This is a genomic window from Janthinobacterium sp. Bl 1, assembly GCF_058215535.1.
Genome location: NZ_CM177086.1, coordinates 3275961 through 3298606 on the forward strand (window position 1 = coordinate 3275961; position 22646 = coordinate 3298606).

At 63.5% G+C, this 22646-nt stretch carries 21 protein-coding genes; 9 read left to right on the forward strand and 12 right to left on the reverse strand.

What is annotated here, in order from left to right; genetic code table 11:
- Positions 1-25: 25 nt before the first annotated feature.
- Both AC4BCN_RS14575 and AC4BCN_RS14580 read right to left on the reverse strand, forming a co-directional pair.
- Positions 26-733, reverse strand: coding sequence for a hypothetical protein (locus tag AC4BCN_RS14575; protein ID WP_490491022.1), 708 nt, complete (start codon positions 731-733; stop codon positions 26-28).
- Between the two features lie 109 nt (positions 734-842).
- Positions 843-1055, reverse strand: a complete 213-nt coding sequence (locus AC4BCN_RS14580) for a hypothetical protein (RefSeq protein ID WP_034751103.1) — start codon at positions 1053-1055, stop codon at positions 843-845.
- Positions 1056-1313: 258 nt separating this feature from the next.
- On the opposite strand from AC4BCN_RS14580, the gene AC4BCN_RS14585 reads away from it, so the two are divergent.
- Positions 1314-1733: a YidB family protein gene (locus tag AC4BCN_RS14585; protein ID WP_034751100.1), complete on the forward strand. Its 420-nt coding sequence runs from the start codon at positions 1314-1316 to the stop codon at positions 1731-1733.
- A 167-nt stretch (positions 1734-1900) separates the two neighbouring features.
- Here AC4BCN_RS14585 and AC4BCN_RS14590 read toward each other — a convergent pair whose 3' ends face one another.
- The 3 genes from AC4BCN_RS14590 to AC4BCN_RS14600 form a co-directional block, all read right to left on the reverse strand.
- On the reverse strand, positions 1901-2926 hold the full coding sequence (locus AC4BCN_RS14590) for a LacI family DNA-binding transcriptional regulator (RefSeq protein WP_223279010.1): 1026 nt from the start codon (positions 2924-2926) through the stop codon (positions 1901-1903).
- A 238-nt stretch (positions 2927-3164) separates the two neighbouring features.
- Entirely contained in the window at positions 3165-5063 is a 1899-nt protein-coding gene (locus AC4BCN_RS14595; RefSeq protein WP_490491023.1) for an Ig-like domain-containing protein, read from the reverse strand.
- On the reverse strand, positions 5060-5236 hold the full coding sequence (locus AC4BCN_RS14600) for a hypothetical protein (protein ID WP_490491024.1): 177 nt from the start codon (positions 5234-5236) through the stop codon (positions 5060-5062). The genes AC4BCN_RS14595 and AC4BCN_RS14600 overlap by 4 nt, the downstream gene beginning before the upstream one ends.
- 179 nt (positions 5237-5415) lie before the next feature.
- Between AC4BCN_RS14600 and AC4BCN_RS14605 the strand changes: the two genes are divergently transcribed.
- The 5 genes from AC4BCN_RS14605 (at position 5416) to AC4BCN_RS14625 (ending at position 9909) form a co-directional block, all read left to right on the forward strand.
- A complete protein-coding gene (locus AC4BCN_RS14605; RefSeq protein ID WP_139091813.1) occupies positions 5416-6666 on the forward strand; it encodes an Hsp70 family protein in 1251 nt (416 codons plus the stop codon).
- A gap of 38 nt (positions 6667-6704) precedes the next feature.
- Positions 6705-7334 carry a 3'-5' exonuclease gene (locus AC4BCN_RS14610; RefSeq protein ID WP_490491025.1) on the forward strand — a complete coding sequence of 210 codons (630 nt, stop codon included), beginning with the start codon at positions 6705-6707 and terminating at the stop codon, positions 7332-7334.
- A 182-nt stretch (positions 7335-7516) separates the two neighbouring features.
- Positions 7517-8905, forward strand: a complete 1389-nt coding sequence (locus AC4BCN_RS14615) for a tetratricopeptide repeat protein (protein ID WP_139091812.1) — start codon at positions 7517-7519, stop codon at positions 8903-8905.
- A gap of 102 nt (positions 8906-9007) precedes the next feature.
- A complete protein-coding gene (locus tag AC4BCN_RS14620; RefSeq protein ID WP_490491026.1) occupies positions 9008-9484 on the forward strand; it encodes a DUF4262 domain-containing protein in 477 nt (158 codons plus the stop codon).
- Entirely contained in the window at positions 9481-9909 is a 429-nt protein-coding gene (locus AC4BCN_RS14625; protein ID WP_490491027.1) for a DUF6386 family protein, read from the forward strand. Before AC4BCN_RS14620 ends, AC4BCN_RS14625 begins: the two co-directional genes overlap by 4 nt.
- 22 nt (positions 9910-9931) lie before the next feature.
- Here AC4BCN_RS14625 and AC4BCN_RS14630 read toward each other — a convergent pair whose 3' ends face one another.
- Positions 9932-11719 (reverse strand): GGDEF domain-containing protein, encoded by a 1788-nt coding sequence (locus tag AC4BCN_RS14630; RefSeq protein WP_034751085.1) that lies wholly within the window; start codon positions 11717-11719, stop codon positions 9932-9934.
- Positions 11720-12133: 414 nt separating this feature from the next.
- On the opposite strand from AC4BCN_RS14630, the gene AC4BCN_RS14635 reads away from it, so the two are divergent.
- On the forward strand, positions 12134-14329 hold the full coding sequence (locus tag AC4BCN_RS14635; protein WP_490491028.1) for a prolyl oligopeptidase family serine peptidase: 2196 nt from the start codon (positions 12134-12136) through the stop codon (positions 14327-14329).
- 93 nt (positions 14330-14422) lie between these two features.
- Here the strand turns inward: AC4BCN_RS14635 and AC4BCN_RS14640 are convergent, their stop codons facing one another.
- The 6 genes from AC4BCN_RS14640 to AC4BCN_RS14665 all read right to left on the reverse strand — a co-directional run bounded on the left by AC4BCN_RS14640 (position 14423) and on the right by AC4BCN_RS14665 (position 20199).
- Positions 14423-15319 (reverse strand): STM4011 family radical SAM protein, encoded by an 897-nt coding sequence (locus AC4BCN_RS14640; RefSeq protein ID WP_490491029.1) that lies wholly within the window; start codon positions 15317-15319, stop codon positions 14423-14425.
- Complete coding sequence (locus AC4BCN_RS14645; protein WP_490491030.1) at positions 15313-16692, reverse strand: STM4012 family radical SAM protein; 1380 nt, start codon at positions 16690-16692, stop codon at positions 15313-15315. Before AC4BCN_RS14645 ends, AC4BCN_RS14640 begins: the two co-directional genes overlap by 7 nt.
- Complete coding sequence (locus tag AC4BCN_RS14650; protein WP_490491031.1) at positions 16689-17531, reverse strand: STM4013/SEN3800 family hydrolase; 843 nt, start codon at positions 17529-17531, stop codon at positions 16689-16691. The genes AC4BCN_RS14645 and AC4BCN_RS14650 overlap by 4 nt, the downstream gene beginning before the upstream one ends.
- On the reverse strand, positions 17524-18600 hold the full coding sequence (locus tag AC4BCN_RS14655) for an STM4014 family protein (protein WP_490491032.1): 1077 nt from the start codon (positions 18598-18600) through the stop codon (positions 17524-17526). The genes AC4BCN_RS14650 and AC4BCN_RS14655 overlap by 8 nt, the downstream gene beginning before the upstream one ends.
- Before the next feature lie 6 nt (positions 18601-18606).
- A complete protein-coding gene (locus tag AC4BCN_RS14660; protein ID WP_490491033.1) occupies positions 18607-19533 on the reverse strand; it encodes an STM4015 family protein in 927 nt (308 codons plus the stop codon).
- Positions 19534-19626: 93 nt separating this feature from the next.
- On the reverse strand, positions 19627-20199 hold the full coding sequence (locus tag AC4BCN_RS14665) for a helix-turn-helix domain-containing protein (protein WP_490491034.1): 573 nt from the start codon (positions 20197-20199) through the stop codon (positions 19627-19629).
- 218 nt (positions 20200-20417) lie between these two features.
- On the opposite strand from AC4BCN_RS14665, the gene kbl reads away from it, so the two are divergent.
- The gene (gene kbl / locus AC4BCN_RS14670; RefSeq protein WP_490491035.1) at positions 20418-21641 is read left to right on the forward strand and encodes a glycine C-acetyltransferase; all 1224 of its coding nucleotides are present in this window, start codon (positions 20418-20420) and stop codon (positions 21639-21641) included.
- 20 nt (positions 21642-21661) lie between these two features.
- Positions 21662-22627, forward strand: coding sequence for an NAD-dependent epimerase/dehydratase family protein (locus AC4BCN_RS14675; protein WP_490491036.1), 966 nt, complete (start codon positions 21662-21664; stop codon positions 22625-22627).
- Positions 22628-22646: the final 19 nt, after the last annotated feature.

Genomic DNA, 22646 nt, shown 5'->3' on the forward strand with positions numbered 1-22646 from the left:
CGGACGCACCAGCAGACGCATTGCGTCAGAACCATTGCGCGTAGCGCAGGCGCAGCCGCCACAGCGGCGTCGAGACGATGGCCGTGGCGCTGTGCGAAGCGTCGTGGCCGCAATGGCCGCAGCTGTGGCGCCGGTGCGGCGCCAGCGCGAAGCTGCCCAGGTCCAGGTGCGGATGGCCGCAGCGGGCGCAGTCGCTGCAGTCCAGCGGCGTGCCGGCCTGCAAGGCGGCGGTGAACGCTTGCGCGGCGGGCGGCGTGATGTTCAGCTGCACGACGTCGGGCGGGAACAGGCCGGGCAGGGCGCGGCAGTCGATCGCCAGCGCGGCCGTGTCACGCGCCAGCAGGGCGCCGCCGTCATCGGCCTTGGCGCGCAGTTGCAGCAAGCCATCCTGCCCCGTGCGCAAGGCCGTGGCGTGAAACTGACTGGGATCGAACAGCGCCGGATACAGTACATAGCCCATGGGACTGGCGTGCTGGCGGCAGCGCATCTGCCGCGTTGACTGCCAGTCGGCCACGTCGGCCTGCGTGCCCCAGTAGCACTGGTGCGTGCGGCACCAGTGGCGCGCCGCGCCGTTGCGGAACTTTCCGGCTGCCAGCAGATCGCACACGATGATGGCGTCTTCGCCCGCGCCGGCGCGAAAGTGGCCCGTGATGTGCTGCGTGGTGACGGCAAGGTGGCCCGTGCTCGCTTGCAGGGGCCAGCAGATGCCAGGCAGGGTCAGCGGCGTGGTCAACGGCGCCTCCGCACGGCTATCGGCTTGCGAGCCGATAGTGGGCCTGAATGAAAAAGCCCGCCGACTGTGGCGGGCTGTGCTGAGGGGAATGCCTGCGGCATGGCCCCGTTTATTCTTCCGTATCGGCCAGGGTAACGATGGCGCGTGCCCACTTCGAGTATTTCAGATTCGCCAGATCGCGCACGGTCTTGATATTGAACGCTTGCTTGAGGAGCTCCGCATCCTTCTCGCTCACGCCTTGTAGCGCATCGACGGGTGCATCAGCGATTTCCTTGAAGGTCTTTTTTTCGTAAGCCTTGTCTACCGCTTTATTGATGTTCATGTGTTGATACTCCTCAGTAAGTGGGAAATTAATTCTACACGTTTTTGCAAACTGTCAATTTACGCTTGCAAGTTGTGTTGAACTAAATATGATGGAGGTGGATGCCTCGACAGTGAGGCGATCTGTGCGTTCGCCTCAAGATTGCAATTGTAGCATTATTATTATTCATAGTATAATGATTTCCGTGGCGCGGAATGGTCTGTGCCATACCGAAGCCGCAGTCACGCGGCACCAATCGATAGCGTTCAGGAGAATACGATGAGTTTGCTAGATCAACTTGCAGGACAGGCGATGAGCGCTTTGGGCAACAAAAGTGCTGACGGGGAAGCCCCATCGGGATTGATGGCCAGCGTGATGGACCTGGTCAACCAGCACGGCGGCTTGCCCGGCCTGCTGCAGAAATTCCAGGAAAGCGGCCTGGGCGACCAGGTAGCCAGCTGGATCGGCACGGGCGCCAATGCGCCCGTCTCCGGCGAACAGATCAAGGATGCGCTCGGTAGCGACACGATCACCCAGATCGCTGAAAAAGCGGGCGTCGCACCGGACGCGGCCTCGGGCGGCCTGGCCGCCTTGCTGCCCCAGCTGATCGACAAACTGACCCCTGATGGTCAGGTACCGGAAGGCAATGACCTCGTCAGCCAGGGCTTGAATATGCTCAAGGGCAAGATCTTCGGTTGATTCCCTGGCCTTGAAATGAAAAACCTCGCAGCAATGCGAGGTTTTTTTATGTGCAAGGTTTTTGGCAGAGAAGTGCGAGCGTCTGAAAAACGCCTGTGGCTAGGCGCGGCCCCGAAGACAGTACGAATAGTACGGCGAGGGGCAGGCAACAACGCCACGGGCGTTTTTCAGGCGGCGGCCATCATGCCGAAATATGGCTGCTCGGCAGTCAGCCTCGCCGTACTCCCTTCGACCAGATACGAGCAATAGCGGCGCCGCTCGGCGATGCCGCCGCGCCGCTCCATCAGTTCGCCCAGCATGGCGACGGCATCGGTGGCCATCTTTTGCACGGGCTGGCGCAGGGTGGTGATGTCGTAGCTGAGCCAGCCCGATGCTTCCAGCGCGTCGAACCCGGCCACCGACATCTGCAGCGGCACCTCGATGCCCATCTGGTGGCGCGCCGTGTCCAGGCAGCCGATGGCCATGATGTCGTTGCCGCAGATGACGGCGTCCGGCACGCGTCCCAGGCGGTCGATGACCTTGCGCAAGCCGCGTCCGCCGCTGGCGTAATCGTAGTTGCCGCTGACGACGATGGGCGCGGGCAAGCCTAGGGTCAGCAAACGGTCCAGCATGCCGGCCTTGCGTTCCTGTGCAACGGCCGAGTCGCCGGGGCCGTCGATGATGGCGAACTGGCGGTGGCCCGCCTCGGCCAGGCGCGAGACGAGCAGGCGCGCCGCTTCGGCCTGGTCGCACAGCACGGCATGCACGGCGTGTTCGCGCGGGCTGCGGTTGAACAGCACCAGCGGCACGTCGCGCCGGCCGAATTCGGCCATCTGTTCGTCCGACAGGCAGGCGGCCACGATGGCGCCATCGACCTGGTACTGCCACACATCGCACAAGACCTTGCCGATGTCCGCTTCGCGCTCGAGGGTAAACAACAAAAGACGCTTGCCCTGGCGGGCGATTTGCTGGCTCAGGTCGGACAATACTTGCGGATAGTACAGATTGGCCAGGTTGGAAATGATGACGGCCACCAGGTTCGAGCGCCGCGTGATCAAGCTGCGGGCGGCCGCGTTGGGGATGTAGTCGAGGCTGATGGCCGCCTGCATGACTTTGGCGTGGGTGGCTGGCGAGACGCTGGCGCCGGGCTTGAAGCAGCGCGACACGGCCGATTGCGACACGCCGGCCAGCAGGGCCACGTCATACGAGGTCACGCGCCGTCCGGCGCCGGATACGGGGCGGGTGGCGGTGCTGGGTGTCCGGGCTACAGTATTCTTTTTTCGCATATTGGTCTGGCACGCAACCTGTCTCAAAGTATTCCTGCAGGCCCGGCCGCTTGTGGCGGCCTGGGCGGGAAAAATGAGCATAGCGAAAATATTTCCATGTGGCAAGACTGTTTTCTTATCCATGTTGCAAATAATTTGATTTAATGGCAAGTGGTATGCTTGCTTCTCAATCTGGACTGTCGCAGGGGCTGCTGCCATAGGGGCTGAGGCGTCCCGGCGGGTCCACGCGGCGGGCGCTGAAATCGCTGGCCAGGGTGGGTAAGGGCAAGTCCGCCGTGGCGCTCGCTTCCGTGCCGCTCACCGTGCCCCGCACAGTCAATGCGATGCGCACCCAGGAACCGAAGTTGCGCGGATAACTGACGGTGACGGTGGCCATGCCCAGCGCGTCGCTCAGGCCGCTTGCGCTGACGGTCAGGGGAATGCCCGGGTCGAGCACGCCATTGCCGTTGCCATCGTAGGCGGCGTCAAAAATACCATTGCGCAAGATGTCCTCGTTGGCGCAGCTGTAATTGGGCAGGGCCAGGCGCCAGACGCCCGTGTCGGGGAACTCGGGCTTGTCCGCTTGCCACACATAGTATCCCTTGGCATAGCGGCTGGGCCAGGCGGCGGCCGTGATGGCGACGCCGGGCACGGCGTTGCCGGCGCTGTCGGACACGAACACGGCAAAGTCCTTCTGCAGCACGCTGGCCGAATACTCGCGCAGCAGGCTGCCCGTACCCAGCTTGACCGACAGCGCTTGCCGCGCCACCGTCAGGTGCACGAGGGCCGTGGCCGCCGCTTGCGCAGCCCCCTCGATGCGGGCCTGGATCAGCACGCCGTCGCGGCCGCTGTCGGCCGGTCCCCCCACGTACTCGGCGCGCGCCAGGCCGTCGCTGCCCGTCAGCACCCGGCCCGCCTGCCGCAGGTAGCCGCCGCTGGGGTCGCTCAAGATGGTAAACAGCACGGGCGCGTTCTTGACCAGGTTGTTGGCCGCGCCATCGCGCACCACGGCGCTGATGGTGCTCATACTGGTGCTGACGCTGGCATTGTCGGCCGATGCCGCCGTGTTGGCGCGCAGCACGGCCGGATCCGCTTGCACGGCCAGCTTGCTGGCAGGGCTCAATGGCGCGACGAATTCCAGCCGCGTCTGCGCCGAGGGCCCACCGGCCACGGCTGCCGTGATGGTGGCCACGCCCGTGTTGGCCGACTGCACATAGCTGCGCGGCAAGTTGCCATTGCTGAACATCAAGCTGGTGGGCAAGGCCTGGCTGCAGGCGCTGTCCGCAAACAGGCTGCCGCGGGAGGTCGACAGGCTGGCGCTGCCCGTTTGCGCCACGCCCGCCTTGTCGTAGCGTGCGTCGATGGGCTGGCATGCCAGGGTGGCCACTTCCGCCAGCACGTCCGCGCCGCTGGCATCCTGGCCCACGGCCGGGCTCAGGCGCAGGTCGCTGCCCGCCACGGCGTAAGGCTGCGTGGCGGCGGCGCCCAGTGCGCTGACGGACACGGCGTCCCTGCCCAGGCTGCCGGCAGTCAGGCGCAGCACCAGCTGGCCTTGCGCATTGCTGAGCGCCGCGCCGCCATCCTTGACACGTACGCCGGTGCCGGTGCCCGTGCTGTAAGCGATGGCGGCGCCGGCCACGGGCTTGCGCGCCGAGTCGCGCACGGTGACGGTGAGGTCGGCGCTCTGGCCCAGCATCAGGGCGGCCGGCCCCAGCAGCTCCACAGTACTGCCCGTCACGGCCACCGTGCCCTTGCCGCTGCGCGTGCCCACATTGGCCGTTACGGTGATGCTGCGGTTGCTGTTGGCGCCTCCCGTGCCCAGCAGGGCGCGCGCCTGGCCGTTCTTGTCCGTCACGGCGTCGACGCTGCCGAGGATGCCGGAATCGGCGGCAAAGGAAATCTTCGCGTTGGGCAAGGCGAGATTGGCGCCATCCTTGACGAGAGCCGTGACGGCCACCTCGCCGCCGGCCAGGCCCGCCGAGGCCAGTTCCGTACTGGAAAACACGAGGTTGACGGCGCTGGCCAGGCTGGCCGGTTCGGGCGGCGTGACGTGCGGAATCACGGGCGGCGTCACCGGAGGCGTCACGGGCGGATTGACGACCGGTGGCGGGCTGCCGCCGCAGCCTGCCGTGCCGTGCTGTGCAGCCCGCAACCGGCGCCGGCCTGGGTGTCGGCCGAACCGCCGCCGCAGCCAGCCAGGGAAACGAGGAAGGCGGCCAGCAAAGCTGCTGGCAGGTGGCGCAGGGGAGCATGGGGCACGATGGGTCTCCGGGAGCTGGCCGAGTTGCTCGGCGTTAATTTCCCAAGAGTATCTTTTGCGTGAGGCTAGTACTTGATGCAAAGCAAGCTTATGCTGTTGACCGGGCTGAACGGGTTTTGCTGGTGCAAAAGCCTGCCTTCTGATAACATAACGCCCCTTTATTCAGGGAAGGGTCGACATGGCCAATGCTTGCGGCGTCGATTTCGGCACGTCAAATTCCACGGTAGGCTGGGCACGTCCAGGGCAGAGCACCATGCTCGGCCTGGAAGATGGCAAGACGACCTTACCGTCCGTCGTCTTCTTCAATGCGGAAGACGAGGAAGTCAGTTTTGGCCGCGCGGCGCTGGCCGGCTATCTGGCCGGTTACGAGGGGCGCTTGATGCGCTCGCTGAAAAGCTTGCTGGGCACGAGCCTCATCGATGGCCAGACGGAAGTCGGCGGCCGCGCGCTGCCGTTCCGTATGTTGCTGGCACAATTTATTGGCGAAGTGAAACGCCGCGCCGAGCAGTCCGCCGGGCGCGAATTCTCGTCCGCCGTGTTCGGCCGTCCCGTCTTCTTTATCGACGACAACGCGCAAGCCGACCAGCTGGCGCAGGACACCCTGGCCGAAGTGGCCCGTTCCGTCGGCTTCAAGGACGTCGCCTTCCAGTTCGAGCCGATTGCCGCCGCGTTCGACTACGAGTCGCAGATAGCCAAGGAAGAGCTGGTGCTGATCGCCGACATCGGCGGTGGTACGTCCGACTTTTCGCTGGTGCGTTTGTCGCCCGAGCGGGCGAAAAAAGCCGAGCGCCGGGACGATATCCTCGCCACGGGCGGCGTGCACATCGGTGGCACGGATTTCGATAAATACCTGAGCTTGTCGTCCGTCATGCCTCTGCTCGGCTATGGCAGCCGTCTGAACAATAATAGCGAAGTGCCGTCCAGCTATTATTTCAACCTGGCGACGTGGCACACGATCAATCTGGCCTACACGAAGAAGATCTGGGTGCAGCTGGCCGACGTGTGCCGCGATGCGCGTGAGCAAGACAAGATGGGTCGTCTGCAAAAGCTGATCGACGAGCGCGCCGGCCACTGGCTGGCCATGAAAGTGGAAGAGGGCAAGATTGCCCTGTCCGACGCGGCCGAAGTGCAGCTGGAGCTGGACCGCTTGTCGCCCGCGCAAAGCCTGTTGCTCAAACGTACGCAGTTCGACGAAGCCATCGGCCACCTGTGCGGTTCCGTCGAAGAAACCGTGCTGCGTCTGCTGCGCGACGCGGGCGTGGCGCCGGAAGCCGTCGACACCGTGTTCTTCACGGGTGGCTCGAGCGGTGTGCGCCTGCTGCGCGAAAAGATCGCGGCGCTGGTGCCGGCCGCGCGCAAGGTCGAAGGCGATTTGTTCGGCAGCATTGGCGCAGGTCTTGCGCTGGACGCCGTGCGCAAGTTCGGCTAAGCTGGTCCACCGCAGCATCGCAGAAAGAGCCTGACTTCATGAATGTGTTTGACAAACCGATCGTCATGATCGACTTCGAGACGACCGGACTGTCGCCCGACATGGGCGACCGCATCACGGAAGTGGCGGCGCTGCGCATCGAGGGCGGGCGGATCACGGACCGTTACGTGACCCTGATCAACTGCAATGCGCGCATCCCCTCGTTCATCACGGGCTTGACGGGTATCACGCAGGCGATGGTCGACAAGGCGCCGCCCGTGGCCGAAGTGGTGCCGCAATTGCTGGATTTTATCGGCAGCGATGCCTTGTCGGCGCACAATGCCAGCTTCGATGAAAAATTCCTGCGCGCGGAAAGCGCCAGGCTGAACCTGACACCGGCGCACCAGTCGCTCGTGTGTTCCTTGAAACTGTCGCGCCGCGTGTTTCCCGGCATGGCCAGCTACAAGCTGGGCTTGCTGTCGAGCCAGCTGGGCATCGCCTTCAAGAGCGCCGCTCACAGGGCCGAGTCCGATGCGGAAGTGGCGGCGCAAGTGCTGATCCATATCGGCCGCCATTTGCGCAGCAGCTACGGCATCGCCGATGTCGACGCCGACTTGCTCGTGTCGCTGAACAAGCTGGCCGCCGCCAAGGTGCCGCAATTCCTGCACAAGCATCCATCGCGCCGCTGAGCGCCGTTTCCCCTCTAAGCGGGCTCATCAAAACGATATAATTTTGTTATTTCTATTGAGCCTGCTCAAGTCCTTCCCCCGCAGCGAATTTAAAATTTAAGCAACACACGATTTCGATTTCGCCGCCCTGGGCCGCCGTTTTGCGCGTGCTGCCGGCAAGCGCGATGTGGACGGGGGCGCACATGGACAAGCACCATACTGCCAGAGATAGCCACCAGGCGTATATCTGGTTCCGCACGGCTGCCGAGCAGGGCAATGCCTACGCCCAGTTCAACCTGGGATTGATGTACAAGAAGGGCGAAGGCGTGGCGCAGGACGACGCGCGTGCCTTTGTCTGGCTACGCCTGGCTGCGCTGCAAGGGCTGGCGTTCGCGCAAAATCACCTGGGCGCCATGTATTACCACGGCCGCGGCGTGGCGCAGAGCGACGCCGACGCCGTGCTGTGGTTTCGCCGCGCCGCCGCCCAGGGCGATGCCTCGGCCCAGCAAAACCTGGGGCAGATGTACCGCAAGGGACGCGGTGTGCTGCAGAGCGACGAGCTGGCCCTGGCGTGGTTTTACCGCGCCTCCGAACAGGGCGTGGCCAGCGCGCAATCTCTGCTGGGTGAAGCGTATGCCCAGGGTCTGGGGGCGAAAAAGAACGATGCGCTGGCCCTGGCGTGGTTCCGCAAGGCGGCTTTGCAAGGCGATGCGCAGGCACAGCTGAATCTGGGGCTCGTCTACAAACGGGGGCAGGGCGTGGTGCAGAGCGATGCGCAGGCGCTGGCCTGGTTCCGCCAAGCCGCGGCCCAGGGCTTGGCCGTGGCGCAGCGGCAACTTGGCGTGGCGTATGCGGAAGGCTTGGGCGTGGCGCCCGACCAGCTGCGCGCCTATGCCTGGCTGCAGCGGGCGGCCGAGCAGGATGACGCGGACGCCCAGTTCAACCTGGGCCTGATGCTGGCGCGCGGCCAGGGCGTGGACAAGGACGAGGTGCGCGCCATCGCCTGGTACCGGCGTGCTGCCCTGCAAGGCCATTGCATGGCGCAGTACAATCTGGGCGGCATGTTTGCGGGCGGGCGCGGCGTCGCCCGCGACTTGCGCCAGGCGCTGGACTGGTATGCGAGGGCGGCGGCCCAGGGCGCGTCGAATGCGCAGTTCAACCTGGGCGTGATGTATGCCAATGGCCAGGGCGTGGAGCGCGACGAAGTGTGCGCCGTGCGCTGGTACCGCACGGCGGCCGAGCAGGGCGATGCCAGCGCGCAAAATAACCTGGGCGTCATGTATGCGAACGGCCATGGCGTGCCGCAAGACGATGGCCTGGCCGTGCTATGGTATGCGCGCGCGGCGGGCCAGGGCCATGCGCTGGCCCAGTACAACCTGGGCGGCATGTACAACAGCGGGCGCGGCGTGGAGAGGGACCCCGTCTGCGGCTACATGTGGCTGGCGCTGGCGGCCGAGGGTGGCGATGGCGGGGCGGCCAGGGCCAGGGAAGCGGCTGCCACCAGGCTGGAACCGGCACAGCTGCAAGAGGCGCAGCAGCGCATGCGGCAATGGCACCAGGTGCGCTTTCCTCCGCTGCAGCCGCCCGACTGAAGCGCCGCCACCGTGCGCGCATGGACGCGTGCCGCATGCGATAATTGCCGGCAGGCATGTCGCCAAGGCGGCACGGTTTTTCGGCACGGTGAAAGGTGAAGCATGGTAAGGCAGGCAGGCGAGGATGCATCCGAGCAAAAAGTCATCGACGACATCGCCACGCATGGCTGGCATGGCGTGTATATCGGTGCCGATGAAGAAGGTCCCGGCTATGCTTTTACCATAGGCGCTGGCCACAGCTTCGGCCAGCCTGAATTCCTGATCATGGGCTTGCCCCATTTCATGGCCCACCGGATACTCGACGTGGCGCTGGACGCCGCGCGCAGCGGCGCCATCACGGATTTCACGACCACCACGGACGTCTTGCTGGAAGGCCATCAGTGCGCCTTCGTGCGCGTGCCCGTCGAGCAATACCGCGACTATGTCGGCTATGCGCGCTGGTATTACCAGGGCGATGATTTTATCTTGTACCAGATCGTCTGGCCGTCGCGCGATGGCCACTTCCCATGGCAGGCGCAAGCGAGCTCGCAATATGTGGAGAGCCAGCCCCTGCTGGGACCGGCGCCGCTGGCCCCATGACGACCATTGTGACGGGGACGGCTACCCTGTGCGTGTTCGACCCTGCGCTCCTGCGCCACAAGCTGGAAGATGACTGCGACTGGTGGAGCATCCCCAGCGAGGAACTGGCTGCCGTGAATGCGGGGCAAGTCGCGTTTTTCAACGTGGGCGGCGATGGCGCGTATGAACTTGCCTTGCACGCCGAACTTGCCGAGCCGCAGGTGAACGTGCATCTTGCCGTCGTTTCGGGCCGCGTCTTCATCGGCGCGGGGGAAGACGTCACGGGCGGCGGCCTGGAACCGGATACGGCGTATGGAGGACTGTTCGTGGACCTGCCCGCAGGCAGCTACCGCGTGCAGGCGCGCCGCGATGGTGCGCACATCAGCCTGGCATTCGTGCCTGCTACGCGCAGCGGCAATGCGTTTGTCGAGCTCGTGCGTATTTGATCTTGCGTAGTATTGTCCCTGGCTAGGCATCCATGCGCGCCACAGCCGCGCCTTGCCGCCGGTCCAGGAACAGGCTGTTGCCGTGGATTTTCTTTGCCTGCTTCTTTGCTTCGGCCGCTTGCGTGGCAATCTGGTGGTGCGTGTAGTACTGGTGCGCCTCGACCTTGATGACGCCCAGCGACAGGCTGATCAACGAATAAAATACTTTCTTGCCTTGCCGGTCTTCGCTGATGTAGCCGCCCCGTTCGCAGTCGCCCGTGCTGTAGTAGGCGAGGATGGCGGCAGCGAAGTCGTCGAGCATGGCCTGGCAGCGCGTTTCCCAGTCTTCGCTCTGGAACAGGATCATGAAATCGTCGCCGCCGATGTGGCCGATGAAGTCGCGGTTCGGGTCGCAATGGCTGCTGAGGATTTCACCCGTCAGCTGGATCACGTCGTCGCCCTTGCGGTAGCCGTACACATCGTTGAAGGGCTTGAAGTGGTCGAGGTCGCAATAGCAGACCCAGAAGCGGCTGCCGCTGTGCAATAAGCGGTCGATATGCTCGTTGATGGGCACGTTGCCGGGCAATTGCGTCAGCGGGTTGGCGTAGCGGGCCGCATTGATCTGCATCTGCGTGATTTCGCGCATCAGGTCGTGGCCCGTGCCCATGCCCAGGTAACGGCCGTGCTCGGTGATGATGAAGCCGTTGAACAGGTGGTGGGCATCGGACTGCACCATCGTGTAGCTGAGTTCCTGCAAGCTTGTCTCGTGGTCGGCAATCAGGGGCGTGGCATCCATGAACAGGCTGCATGATTTCTTGCCATACAGTTCGCGCTGGTAGGGGCGGGCGAAGTGGTCGATCATTTCGAAGCGGCTGATCAGGCCCAGCGGCACGCCGTCATCGACGACGGGGATGATCATCAGCTTCGGTTCCTTCAGGAAAATATCGTACACCTCGTTATTGTTGAGCTGCGGCGACACGGCCGCCACCTTGTGCAGCAGTTTGCGGATGCTGGCGCCATTCTTTTCCAGGCTGCTGCGCTGCGGATACACGGCCACGCCATTGCGTCCCAGCGCCTGCACCACTTCGGCTGGCAGGGCGCGCGCCGGCACCGCGTTGGGCCGCCCCAGGTGATAGCCTTGCCCGAACGCCACGCCGAGGTCACGCAAGACTAGCAATTCCGTCTGCGCCTCGATGCCTTCGGCGATCACCAGGGTGCCCGATTTCTCCGCGATTTCCTGGATCGAACGCACGAACTGCAGTTTCACGGGATCGTTGTTGATGCCCTGGATGAAATGCATGTCGATCTTCACGTATTCCGGGCGCAGTTCCGACCACAGGCGCAGGCTGGAAAAGCCTTCGCCCAGGTCGTCGATGGCGATCTGGAAACCCATGTTACGGTAATGCAGCACGGCTTCCCGCATCAGCTCGTAGTCATACGTGGGCTGGTTTTCCGTCAGCTCGATGATGACACGGTCCGGGTTGATGCCGATGTGCTCGATGTATTCGAGGGTTTCGCCATGGCGGGCATTGCGCAGCAGCAGGCATTCGGGGCTGACGTTGAGGAACAGCTTGCCCGGCAGCTGCAGTTCGGCAAAGCGTTCGAGCACCACTTGGCGGCACAGGTGCTCCACTTCCAGGGTGAGGTCATGCGCGCGCGCCACCTTGAACAGATTCATCGGTGCGTGCAGGGGGCTGTCGGACGGCCCCCGTATCAAGCCTTCGTAGCCGATGATGTCGCCGCTGTGCATGTGGATGATGGGCTGGAACAGCGCGCTGAGCTTGCGGCCCGCCAGAATGTCGTGCAAGGCGTCCGTCCCTTCGATGGTCATGGTGGCCGATGGCGGCTTCAGGTAAGCCACATTCGATGGCATCGCGGGGGCCTGCGCGGCAGTGGCGGAAGGGAGGGCGAGAGTGTGCATAGGAGGTTGTGGCGGCACGGCCTCTGGACGGGCCATGAACATGTTGCCGATAGTAAAGAAGATTTATGACAACTTGATGAAACGACTTTACTTTTGATAATGTTTCTTGCATGAACGTCAGTTTGCCGATTCCGCCGAAAGCGAGATTTATCATGGCAATTCACGTAAATTCTCCAAACAAAAGACGGCAAATCCATCAGATAACTGTGCTTTAAAAGTGGCAATCCGCGCTATGATTTCTCTTGGCGAAAGTCAACATGGGCAGCCGCGGCGCGTGTGTGTGCGGCCTGCTTTCCTCGACATCCAACAATGAGACAACAACCCATGCAATTACGTAGTGCAACCCTCATATTCAGCTTGATGGCCGCTTTCGGTGGCAATGCCCTGGCGCAAAGCGCCGCGACGCCATCGTGCCCGGCCGGCGACGGCGCTGCCGTGACGTATCCGGTCAGCAAAAAAGTCGACCAGCAAGACAGCTATTTCGGCACCACCATCGCCGACCCGTACCGTTGGCTCGAAGACGCCAACAGCGCGGAAACGGGCGAGTGGGTCACGGCGCAAAACAAGCTGACGCAGTCGTACCTGGGCACCATCCCCGAGCGCGCCGCGATCAAGCAGCGGCTGACCAAGCTGTGGAACTATGAGCGTTTCTCTACGCCAACGAAGCAGGGCGGCCGCTATTTCTACAGCCGCAACGACGGCTTGCAGAACCAGGCCGTGCTGTACACGGTGAAAAAACTGACGGACGAACCGCGCCTGCTGCTGGACCCGAACACCCTGTCCACGGATGGCACGGTGGCGCTGGCAGGCACTTCGATCAGCCCGAACGGCAAGTACCTGGCCTATGCCACGTCCGCTTCCGGTTCCGACTGGAACGAGTGGAAAGTGCGCGACATCGAATCGGGCAAGGATTTGACGGACCACATCAAGTGGGCCAAGTTCTCGGGCGCCTCGTGGACCAAGGACAACACCGGTTTCTTCTACAGCCGCTATGACGCGCCGAACGAAGCCACCAAGCTGGCCGATATCAATTACTTCCAGAAATTGTATTTCCACAAGATCGGCACGCCGCAAAGCGATGACGTGCTCGTCTTCGACCGTCCCGACCAGAAGGAATGGGCATTCGGCGGCAGCACCGTCAGCGACGACGGCAATTATTTGATCATCACGGCCACGCAAGGCACGGAACGCAAGAACCGCGTTTTTTATAAAGACTTGCGCCAGAAGAATGCCAAGGTAGTCGGTTTGCTGGAAGAGTTCGACGCTTCGTACTCGTTCATCGACAATGACGGTCCCGTGTTCTTCTTCAAAACGGACAACAAGGCGCCGAAATCGCGCGTGATCGCCATCGATACGCGCAAGCCTGCGCCTGCCGACTGGAAGGAAATCGTGCCGCAAAGCGCGGAAACCCTCGTCGCCGTCAACCTCATCAACAACCAGCTGGTGCTCGACTACTTGAAAGATGCGCAAACGCAAATCAAGATCGTCGACCTGAACGGCAAGCTGGTGCGCGAAGTGGCCTTGCCGGGCATCGGTTCGGCCGGCGGCTTTGCGGGCAAGCGTGGCGACACGGAAACGTTCTACTCGTTTACCAGCTTCACGACGCCAGCGACTATCTACCGCTACGACATGAAGTCGGGCAAGAGCAGCGTGTACCGCCAGCCGAAGGTTGATTTCGACCCGAACGCCTTTGAAACGCGCCAGCAATTCTTCACCAGCCGCGACGGTACCAAGGTGCCGATGTTCATCGTCTCGAAAAAAGGCATGAAGCTCGACGGTTCCAATCCGACCTATCTGTACGGCTATGGCGGCTTCAATATTTCGCTCACGCCGAGCTTCTCCGTGGCGAATCTTGCCTGGGTGGAAATGGGCGGCGTCTACGTGATGGCCAACCTGCGCGGCGGCGGCGAGTACGGCGAAGCCTGGCACCAGGCTGGTACCAAGCTGAACAAGCAAAACGTGTTCGACGACTTTATCGGCGCGGCGCAGTGGCTGGTGGACAACAAGGTCACCTCGCCATCGAAGCTGGCGATCGGCGGCGGCAGCAATGGCGGCCTGCTGGTCGGCGCGGCCATGACGCAGCGTCCCGACCTGTTCGCCGCGGCGATCCCGCAAGTGGGCGTGCTCGACATGTTGCGCTTCCACAAGTTCACCGTGGGCTGGGGCTGGGTGCCTGACTACGGTTCGTCGGACGACGCCGAACAGTTCAAGGCGCTGGTGAAATACTCGCCACTGCACAACCTGAAGGCGGGCGGTTGCTATCCGGCCACCATGATCACGACGGCCGACCACGACGACCGCGTCGTGCCTGCCCACAGCTTCAAGTTCGCCGCCGCCGCCCAGGCAGCGCAAGGCGGCGCGGCGCCCGTGCTGATCCGCATCGACAGCAAGGCCGGCCATGGCGCCGGCAAGCCGACGACCAAGCAGATCGAAGAAGTGGCGGATCGTTGGGGCTTCCTCAGCCGTTCGTTGAAGATGACGCCAGTGGTGGCGGAGCCGGCCAAGGTGGCTGCGAAGTAAAATACGGTAGGTCGGATTAGCGCGGCATCGCCGCGCGTAATCCGACAATACCCGTCATGCCAGCAAGATGTCGGATTACGCGGCGTGCCGCCGCTATTTCGACCTACGCTGGCTAATCCGACCTGCAGTCACGATCCTCGCCAGCACCCCCTCCCCAAACACTGCCTGAAACGGCAAATCCTTGCGCTGTGCATAGCCGATATAGCAGTCGCACTTGAAGCGCGGGCAGCGGCGTTCCTGCAGCATGTCCGCCAAGTTATCCACGTACAGATTCCCCAAGCGCTCCGGCACGAAATGGCAGCGCGTCAGTTCGCCATCGCCGTCGACGGACAGCGACGCTTCGCCCGCCAGGCACGGTTTGCCGCGCGAGGGCGACGGACGGCGGCTTTGCGCGAACCACGGATCGGCGGCGTCGAGCCAGGCCAGGTCTTCCCCGCTGTAGTAGCCGGGACCACGGCGGTCGTAGGCGTTCAGCCACAAATAGACGTGCTCCGGCAGGGCCGCGCGCAGGGTGCGGATGGCGTCCAGGTGTTCGTTCATGGCGACGACGCCGACGGAATAGCGCACGCCCATCGTGTCCAGGCGCGCGCAGCGTTCAAGAAAACGGGCCAGCGTTGTCTGATCCGGGTGGTAGGTGCACCACAGGCCGATCTTTTCCACCCCGTCCATCGCTTGCAGCCAGTTCAGGGGGCCGGACAAATTCGTCTGCAGCGCTACTTGCCGCACATGGGGCAAAGCTGCCAGGGTTTGCATGGCCGTGCGGTAGTGGCGCCGCACCAGTGCTTCGCCCCACGGCGTGAACAGGACGCTGATGTTCCGTTTTTGCGCCGCCACCCAGCTGGTAAAGCGCGCCACTTCGCGCGCATCGCGGGTCAGGGTGGCGCGGCTGTCGCGCTTCTTGGCGAACGGGCAGTAGCCGCAGGCGTAATTGCAGCTCGAAAGCGTGCCGCGATACAGCAGGGACAGCGTTGGCGCTTGCGCTGTCAGCACGCCTGGCCGCCTTCGGCCATCAGCGCGCGCACCGTATCGGAGGCCAGCCACGGGCCGATGGTGTCGGCGTAGCTGTAGCCCCGGTCATTGAGGCGCAGCAGCGTGCCGTTTTCTTCCACCAGTTCCAAGGCGTGCAGCTCGGCCAGCTGCGGCAGATCAAGCTCGCAGCGGCTGCCGAAGCGCGCCGTGTAGGCGTCGCGGTCCAGGCCCGGTTCCGTCAGCAGCGACTGGATCACGTAGCGGCGGCGCTGTTCCTGCTCATCGAGCACATAGCCGTGTTCGGCCTGCGCGAAGCGTTCCTCGTCCAGCGCCAGGTAGTTGTCGATGATGCCGATGGTCTCCGTTCTCGCCACCGCGTACTCGCTCGAATAATGCAGGCGCGAAGTGTAGGAACGGGCGCCCGCGCCCAGGCCCACCATGCCGTCATTCTGGCAACAGTACGATGGCCCGTTCTGCTCGGGCGCATGCGGTGCGCGGAACATGCGCATCGAGACCTGCTCATAGCCCTGGGCGCGCAAATGGTCGCGCGCGGCCGCGTACAGGGCCAGACGGCTGTCGCCGTCGCGGGCCAGCATGATGGGGTTGAGCGACGCGGCACCCTGGCGGCGCGCCACCTTGCCGAGACCCGTTTGTTCCCGCACGTACAGCGGATACAGATAGATTTCCTCGGGCCGGAAGGCCAGCGCGCTGTCGATGGACGCGAGCAGGCTGGCGACGGTTTGCCCTGCGATGCCGTAGATCAGGTCCAGGTTCAGGGTGGGAAAGCCGGCCGCGCGTATCAGGCCGATGGCGTGATGGACGGTGGCGTTTTGCTGGGGACGGGCCAGCGCGCGCATCTCGCCGGCGGCAAAGCTCTGGATGCCGAGGCTGACCCGGTCGATGCCATGCGCGCGGCAGACGGCAAGTCGCTCGGCCGTGATGGTTTCGGGCGACGCTTCGATGCCGGCCGGCGTGGCTTGCAAGTCGATGCCGAGGATGTCGCGCGCGCCGCACAGCAGGGTGTCGAGCTGCGCTGGCGACAGATAGGTGGGTGTGCCGCCACCGAGCGCGAAGCGGGCAAAGCGCCGCTCACCGAGGGCGTCGTCCATCGCGCGCATCTGCACCAGCACTTGCTGCACATAGCGCTCGACCATGTCGGCGCTGGGCCGGGCCATGGCGAACAGATTGCAAAAGCCGCAGCGCATCTCGCAAAACGGGATGTGGATGTAGGCGAAGAGGGCGGAGCGGTCCTGCTGCGCCCACAATGGCGCCAGCGCCGCCGCCTGCGGCAAGGCGCGGTAGGCCGCCTTGTGCGGATACGAGTATGAATACGCCTGGTAGGGCGTATGGCGCATCCGCTGCGCCAGGGTGCCCGGTTGTTCGGATGGGTTCACGGTGGGGACTCCTGGGAAATGGTATCTGACGTGAGGAAGAAGTGCGCGTACGGCACCTGCCACACGCTGTCATGGGCGACCCTGTGGCCACGGTAGCCGTCTTCGCCATACGCGCTGCCGTGGTCCGAGCAGATGATGGCGAACGTTGGCGCGCGCGCGGCGCAGGCCGTAAACAGCGGTGCCAGCGCGCTGTCGACATAGCGCAGGGCCGCCGCATGGCTGTCCAGGTTATCGCTGCGGCAGCCGGGCAGGTAAGCGCGGTTCGGCGTGTGCAGGGCGGCCACGTTGATGAACAAGAAGGTGCGCTCGTCGTTTTGCGCCAGCAGCCGGGTCGCCAGCGCCACCTGCTTTTGCGTCGAATGGCGGCTGGCCACGCCCATGCCGGCGCTCCAGTGGCTTTCCTGGAACAGCGACGGCAGCACCGTGCCCAGCGCCGTCTGTTTATTGAAGAAACCCACGCCGCCGATGCAGATGGTGCGGTAGCCGCGCGCGGCCAGCGCGGCGGGAAGGTCCGCTTCCTCGAACGCAAACGTGTGCGGCGAGGTGGTTTCGCTGCCAGCAAAAGCGGAGGCGAACAGGCGCGGATGGCGGCCCGGCGCGGCTGGCGTGGGCAAGAAACCCGCAAAGAAGGCCTGGTGCGCCGCGTAGGTAAACGTGGCGGGCGAGTGGCGCTTGTCCCAGCCGCCGGGCGGCAGCAAACGTCCCAGCACGGGCAGCTCACCCGCCTCATACAGGGCTTGCGCCACGTCATAGCGCAGGGTGTCGAGCGTGATGAAGACGATGTCGTGGCTGTCGACGATGGCGTGCATGTCGGGGATGGGGGCTGTGTCTTTAAGCATGGGCCAGTTGCGCTGCGTAAGTGTCCGCGCCTTGCCACAGCAGGCCTGGCAGCAGGTCGCCGAAGGCGTTCGCTTCGAGCACATGGGCCTGGCCGTGGCATACGACGAGGTCGTAGCCCGTCACGTGGCTGTAGGGGAAGGCGCGCGCGGCCTGGGCGCTGGCTGCTTCCAGCGCCGTCATGTCGGCTGCGTTCAGGAGGCCAGCCGCGTCGCCGCGCCGGTTGTCGAGGTGCAGATTCGTCATCATCTGGTCGCCGATGCGCGCCACCCGGTGTGCGGGCCGGCCGGCCACGGTCACGACCCGCAAGTCGTAATGGCTGTCGCCGCAGCGCGGCTTGTTCAGCCATGCTTCTGCGTACAGCTGTTGCGCGGCCAGCGCATCGACGAGGGCCGTGATGTCGTGCCGGGTTTCGTAGCGGGCCATGCGCTTGACGTTGAACAGGCGCGCCGCGCCCTCCCAGCGGTGCAAGGCGGCCGAGGTGGTGGCTTGCTGGCGTCCGGCCTTGTTCCTGCGGTAGGCGACGACACCCGATGCGGACGAGCCGTAGCGCGGTTTCAGATAGACGCGGTCCAGGTCATGTTTGTGCAGCAGCGACTGCAGATGGTCGTAGCTCTCCACTGGTCCCAGCAAGGCAGGTATGGGCACGCCATGCGCGGCCAGGTGGCGCTGGCACGCCAGCTTGTCCGTCATGAGACAGATTTCGGCTGGCGCATTGAAGATGTGCACCTGCGGCAGGTCGGCCAGTTGCGCCGCCAGGGACGCCATGGCGATGGCAAATCCTGCAAACCACGCATCCATGGCCAGCAGCTCGCCATGCGCGGGCGCCTCGAGCAGCGGACGGTTCAGCAGCCGGCAGCCCGCCTGCAGCAACAGCAGGTGGGCGGCGGGATCGTCGCCGGGCGGCTCGATCTTGAACAGGCTGGTCTGGCGCAATGAATCCTCGAGCAAGGCAGGCTGACGCAGCCAGTCGCGCCATTCCAGCACCTGCGCGGGCGGCAGGTGCAGCTGTGCGCGCGCCGCCTGCAGCAGGCGCACGCGCTTGCTGCCCTGTGTTGCCAGCAAAAGCATCAGGTTTTATTCGCCGACGGCGACATAGCGATAGACTTCGTCGTCGTCCTCGTCGTCTTCCTGCGGATCATCGAGCCTGATCGGGAAAGGCAGGGCGTTGAGTTTTTCCTGGTTCGCTTCGGAGATATAGTGATGCGACAGGTCCATGCGCTTCAGATTGCCCAATTGCGTGCCTTGCAGCAGTGCTTCGGCGCCCACGTCGCCCAGGGTGCCCAGCGACAGGTCCAGGGTCTCGACGGTGGACAGCAGCGGCTCGTTGGCCAGCCAGACGGCCAGCTCGTCGGCGATCTGCGCGTCGCGCAGGCCCAGGTAGCGCAGGGTCGGCGTGGCCAGTTGCGCCAGTACTTTCTGGTACAGCGCCACGTCGCCGGAAAAACCATAGTCGTCGGTACCGAGCCACAGTTCCAGGTATTCCAGCTTGGGCATGCTCGACTGGGCCAGCGCCTGCGCGATCTTCTGATCGAGGCCACCGGACTCGATGGTGAACTTGCGCAGGTTCTGGTGCGCGAACGGTTCGACGGTCAACTCATTGCCGCCGCGGATGCGCAGCTCTTCCAGCTGCGGGAAGGCGTCCAGCAGCGGCTTGTAGCTGCCTTGCACGATCCACGAGATTTCGCATTCCTCGTACGTCATGTCGCCGATAAACAGCGCGCGCAAGTTCGGCAACTGCGGTGCGTGGCTGATCAGCGCCGCGATTACCTCGTCGGCGCCCGCTTCGTACGGATCGCCCCACATGCCGATGATCAGCGCCTCAAGCGCATTCTTGTCGGTTTTTTCCAGGAAGCCGGCGATCAGGTCCGGCATCTTGCGCTTGTCGTCATACTCGAGCGAGAGGCGGTAGACGATATCCTGCCCCGACTGCAGCGCAATATCAGGATCGTACTGGACGACTTTTTTCTTGTGGAAGAGGGTGGTGCTTTCGGAAATCGTCATTGCTAAGGCTCCATGAAAGACAGTGAAAATCTTGTCTAATCCAAAATCTTAGCATGGGCGAAAGAGCTTATTGCACACTGCTGAGCCGCCGGATCAAGGCATGATCAGGTTTATGGMTTTTCCTTCCGTCTTGCCCAGGTTGCGTATCGTATGCGGCTGGTCCGCCGGGTAGCGCGCCGTGCCGCCATTCTTGACCTTTTTCTTCGCCGTCCCCACTTCCAGCTCCAGGTTGCCGTGGATGACCGTCAAATGCTCGGTCGTGCCCGGGTCGTGCGGCTGCGACGCCAGTTCGCCGCCCGGCGCCAGAGTCACTTCATACCATTCATATTTGCCGGCCAGCTCCATCGGCCCCAGGATGCGCAGCACGTAGCCCGCGTGGTCGCCGGGCAGGGTGGGGGTTTCGTGGGCGTCCGTGATGCGGATGGTTTCCACGGCTTTTTCCGCGCTCGACAGCAATTCGCCGATCTGCACGCCCAGCGCGTTGGCCAGGCGCCACGTAATGGCAATGGTGGGATTGGCTTTTTCGCGCTCGATTTGCGACAGCATGGACTTCGATACGCCCGCGATGCGCGACAAATCCTCGAGTGTCAGGCCGCGCGCCAGGCGCAGCCGTTGCAGGGTGGCGCCCACTTCGGGCGGAGAATTGGTCGAAACGCTGGTTTTCATCGGCAGGTGGCTTGCAAAGTTCAAAAGGCTTGGGTAATATCCACTATATTGAATTTCAGTTCGAAATAGTGGATTTTGAAGAAAAATACGGAAACGTGTAGACTTCAAACAGCGCTTCACGGTACAGCATAGTGCGCGCACCGGTCAAGCGGCCGCTTTTCCCTATGGCGGCTGAGGTCACACGGATACCACAAACGCAGGGACACACAAGGATCATCATGAGCGAGCAAGCGAAGAACACCTTTTTCAGCGGTCTGCAACAGAATCTCGATCAACTGCGCCAGCAGGGCTTGTACAAGCCCGAGCGCGTGATCGCCTCGCGCCAGGGCGCCGAAGTGGTGTGCGACGATGGCCGTACCCTGATCAATATGTGTGCGAACAATTACCTGGGCCTGTCCGGCGACCTGCAGACGCAGGAAGCATCGATTGCCGCCACGCAAAAATACGGCTACGGCCTGTCGTCCGTGCGGTTTATTTGCGGCACGCAAACCGTGCATAAAGAACTGGAACAGGCGATCTCCGCTTTTCTGTGTACCGAAGACACGATCCTGTACGCGGCGGCCTTCGACGCCAACGGCGGCGTGTTCGAACCACTGTTCGATGAAAACGACGCCATCATCTCGGACGCGCTGAACCACGCTTCCATCATCGACGGCATCCGCCTGTGCAAGGCTGGCCGCTACCGCTACGCCCACAACGACATGGCCGACCTGGAAGTGCAGCTGAAAGCGGCCATTGCCGCCGGCAAGCGCCATAAAGTCATCGTCACGGACGGCGTGTTCTCGATGGATGGCACGATCGCGCAGCTGGACAAGATCTGCGACCTGGCCGACCAATATGGCGCGCTGGTGATGATCGACGAATGCCACGCGTCCGGCTTCATGGGCGCGACGGGCCGCGGCACGCACGAACACCACAATGTGATGGGCCGCATCGACATCATCACGGGCACACTGGGCAAGGCCCTGGGCGGCGCCATGGGTGGCTTTACCTCCGCGCGCAAGGAAGTCATCGACACCCTGCGCCAGAAATCACGTCCTTACCTGTTCTCGAACACGCTGGCGCCATCGATTGCCGGCGCTTCGCTGTCGGTACTGGAACGCCTGGCCAAGTCGACGGAACTGCGCGACCGCCTGCATGACAACACGGCCTTCTTCCGCAGCGAGATCGAGCGCATCGGCTTCACCATCAAGCCGGGCACCCATCCGGTCGTGCCGGTGATGCTGTTCGACGCGCCCGTGGCGCAGAAATTTGCCGCCCGCCTGTATGAGCTGGGCGTGCTGGTGACTGGCTTCTTCTACCCGGTCGTGCCGATGGGCCAGGCCAGGGTGCGCGTGCAGCTGTCGGCTGCGCATACGCGTGAACAGCTGGTGCAAGTGCTGGCCGCTTTCGAACAGGCTGGCAAGGAACTCGGTTTGCTGACCACTACCACTACCAATTAACAAGATTTCAGGATAAATAGATGGAACGCATCTTAGTCATCGGCGCAAACGGCCAAATCGGTAGTGAACTGGTAGGCGCCCTGGCGCTGCAGCACGGCGCGGACAACGTCATCGCCAGCGACATCGGCACGAATAACCTGTACCAGGCCAAGCGCTACGCCCAGCTCAATGTGCTGGACAAGGACGGCCTGGCGGCCATCATCGCCGACGAGAACATCACCCAGGTGTACCAGCTGGCCGCCATGCTGTCGGCCACGGGCGAAGCGGCGCCGTTGAAGGCGTGGAGCCTGAACATGGATGGCTTGCTCAATATCCTGGAACTGGCGCGCGAGCGTGGCGAGGCGGGCAAGCCGCTGCGCATCTTCTGGCCATCGTCGATCGCCGCCTTCGGCCCGAACACGCCGCAAGTACACACGCCGCAAATGACGGTGATGGACCCGACCTCGATGTACGGTATCAGCAAGCTGGCCGGCGAGCGCCTGTGCGAATACTACTTCAACAAGTATGGCGTGGACGTGCGCAGCATCCGCTACCCGGGCATCATCAGCTACAAATCGCCTCCGGGCGGCGGCACCACCGATTACGCCATCGCCATCTTCCATGCGGCCTTGCGCGGCGAGCGCTATGACTGCTTCCTCGACGCGAACACCACTCTGCCGATGATTTACATGCCCGACGCGATCCGCGCCACCATCGAACTGATGGACGCGCCAGCGGCTCAGATCAAGATCCGCTCGTCGTACAACGTGGCCGGCGTGTCGTTCAACCCCGAGCAGTTGGCCAAGGCCATCGTGCGCATGGTGCCGGACTTTAAGATCAGCTACAAGCCGGACAGCCGCCAGGCCATCGCCGACAGCTGGCCGCAAAGCCTGGACGACAGCAAGGCCAGCGCCGATTGGGGCTGGAAGGCGCAGATCGGCGTCGAGCAGATGGTCACGGACATGCTGGCCAATGTCGACGTGGGCCATGCCGCCAAGGCGGCCTGAGTTTTGCAGCAGTACTAAA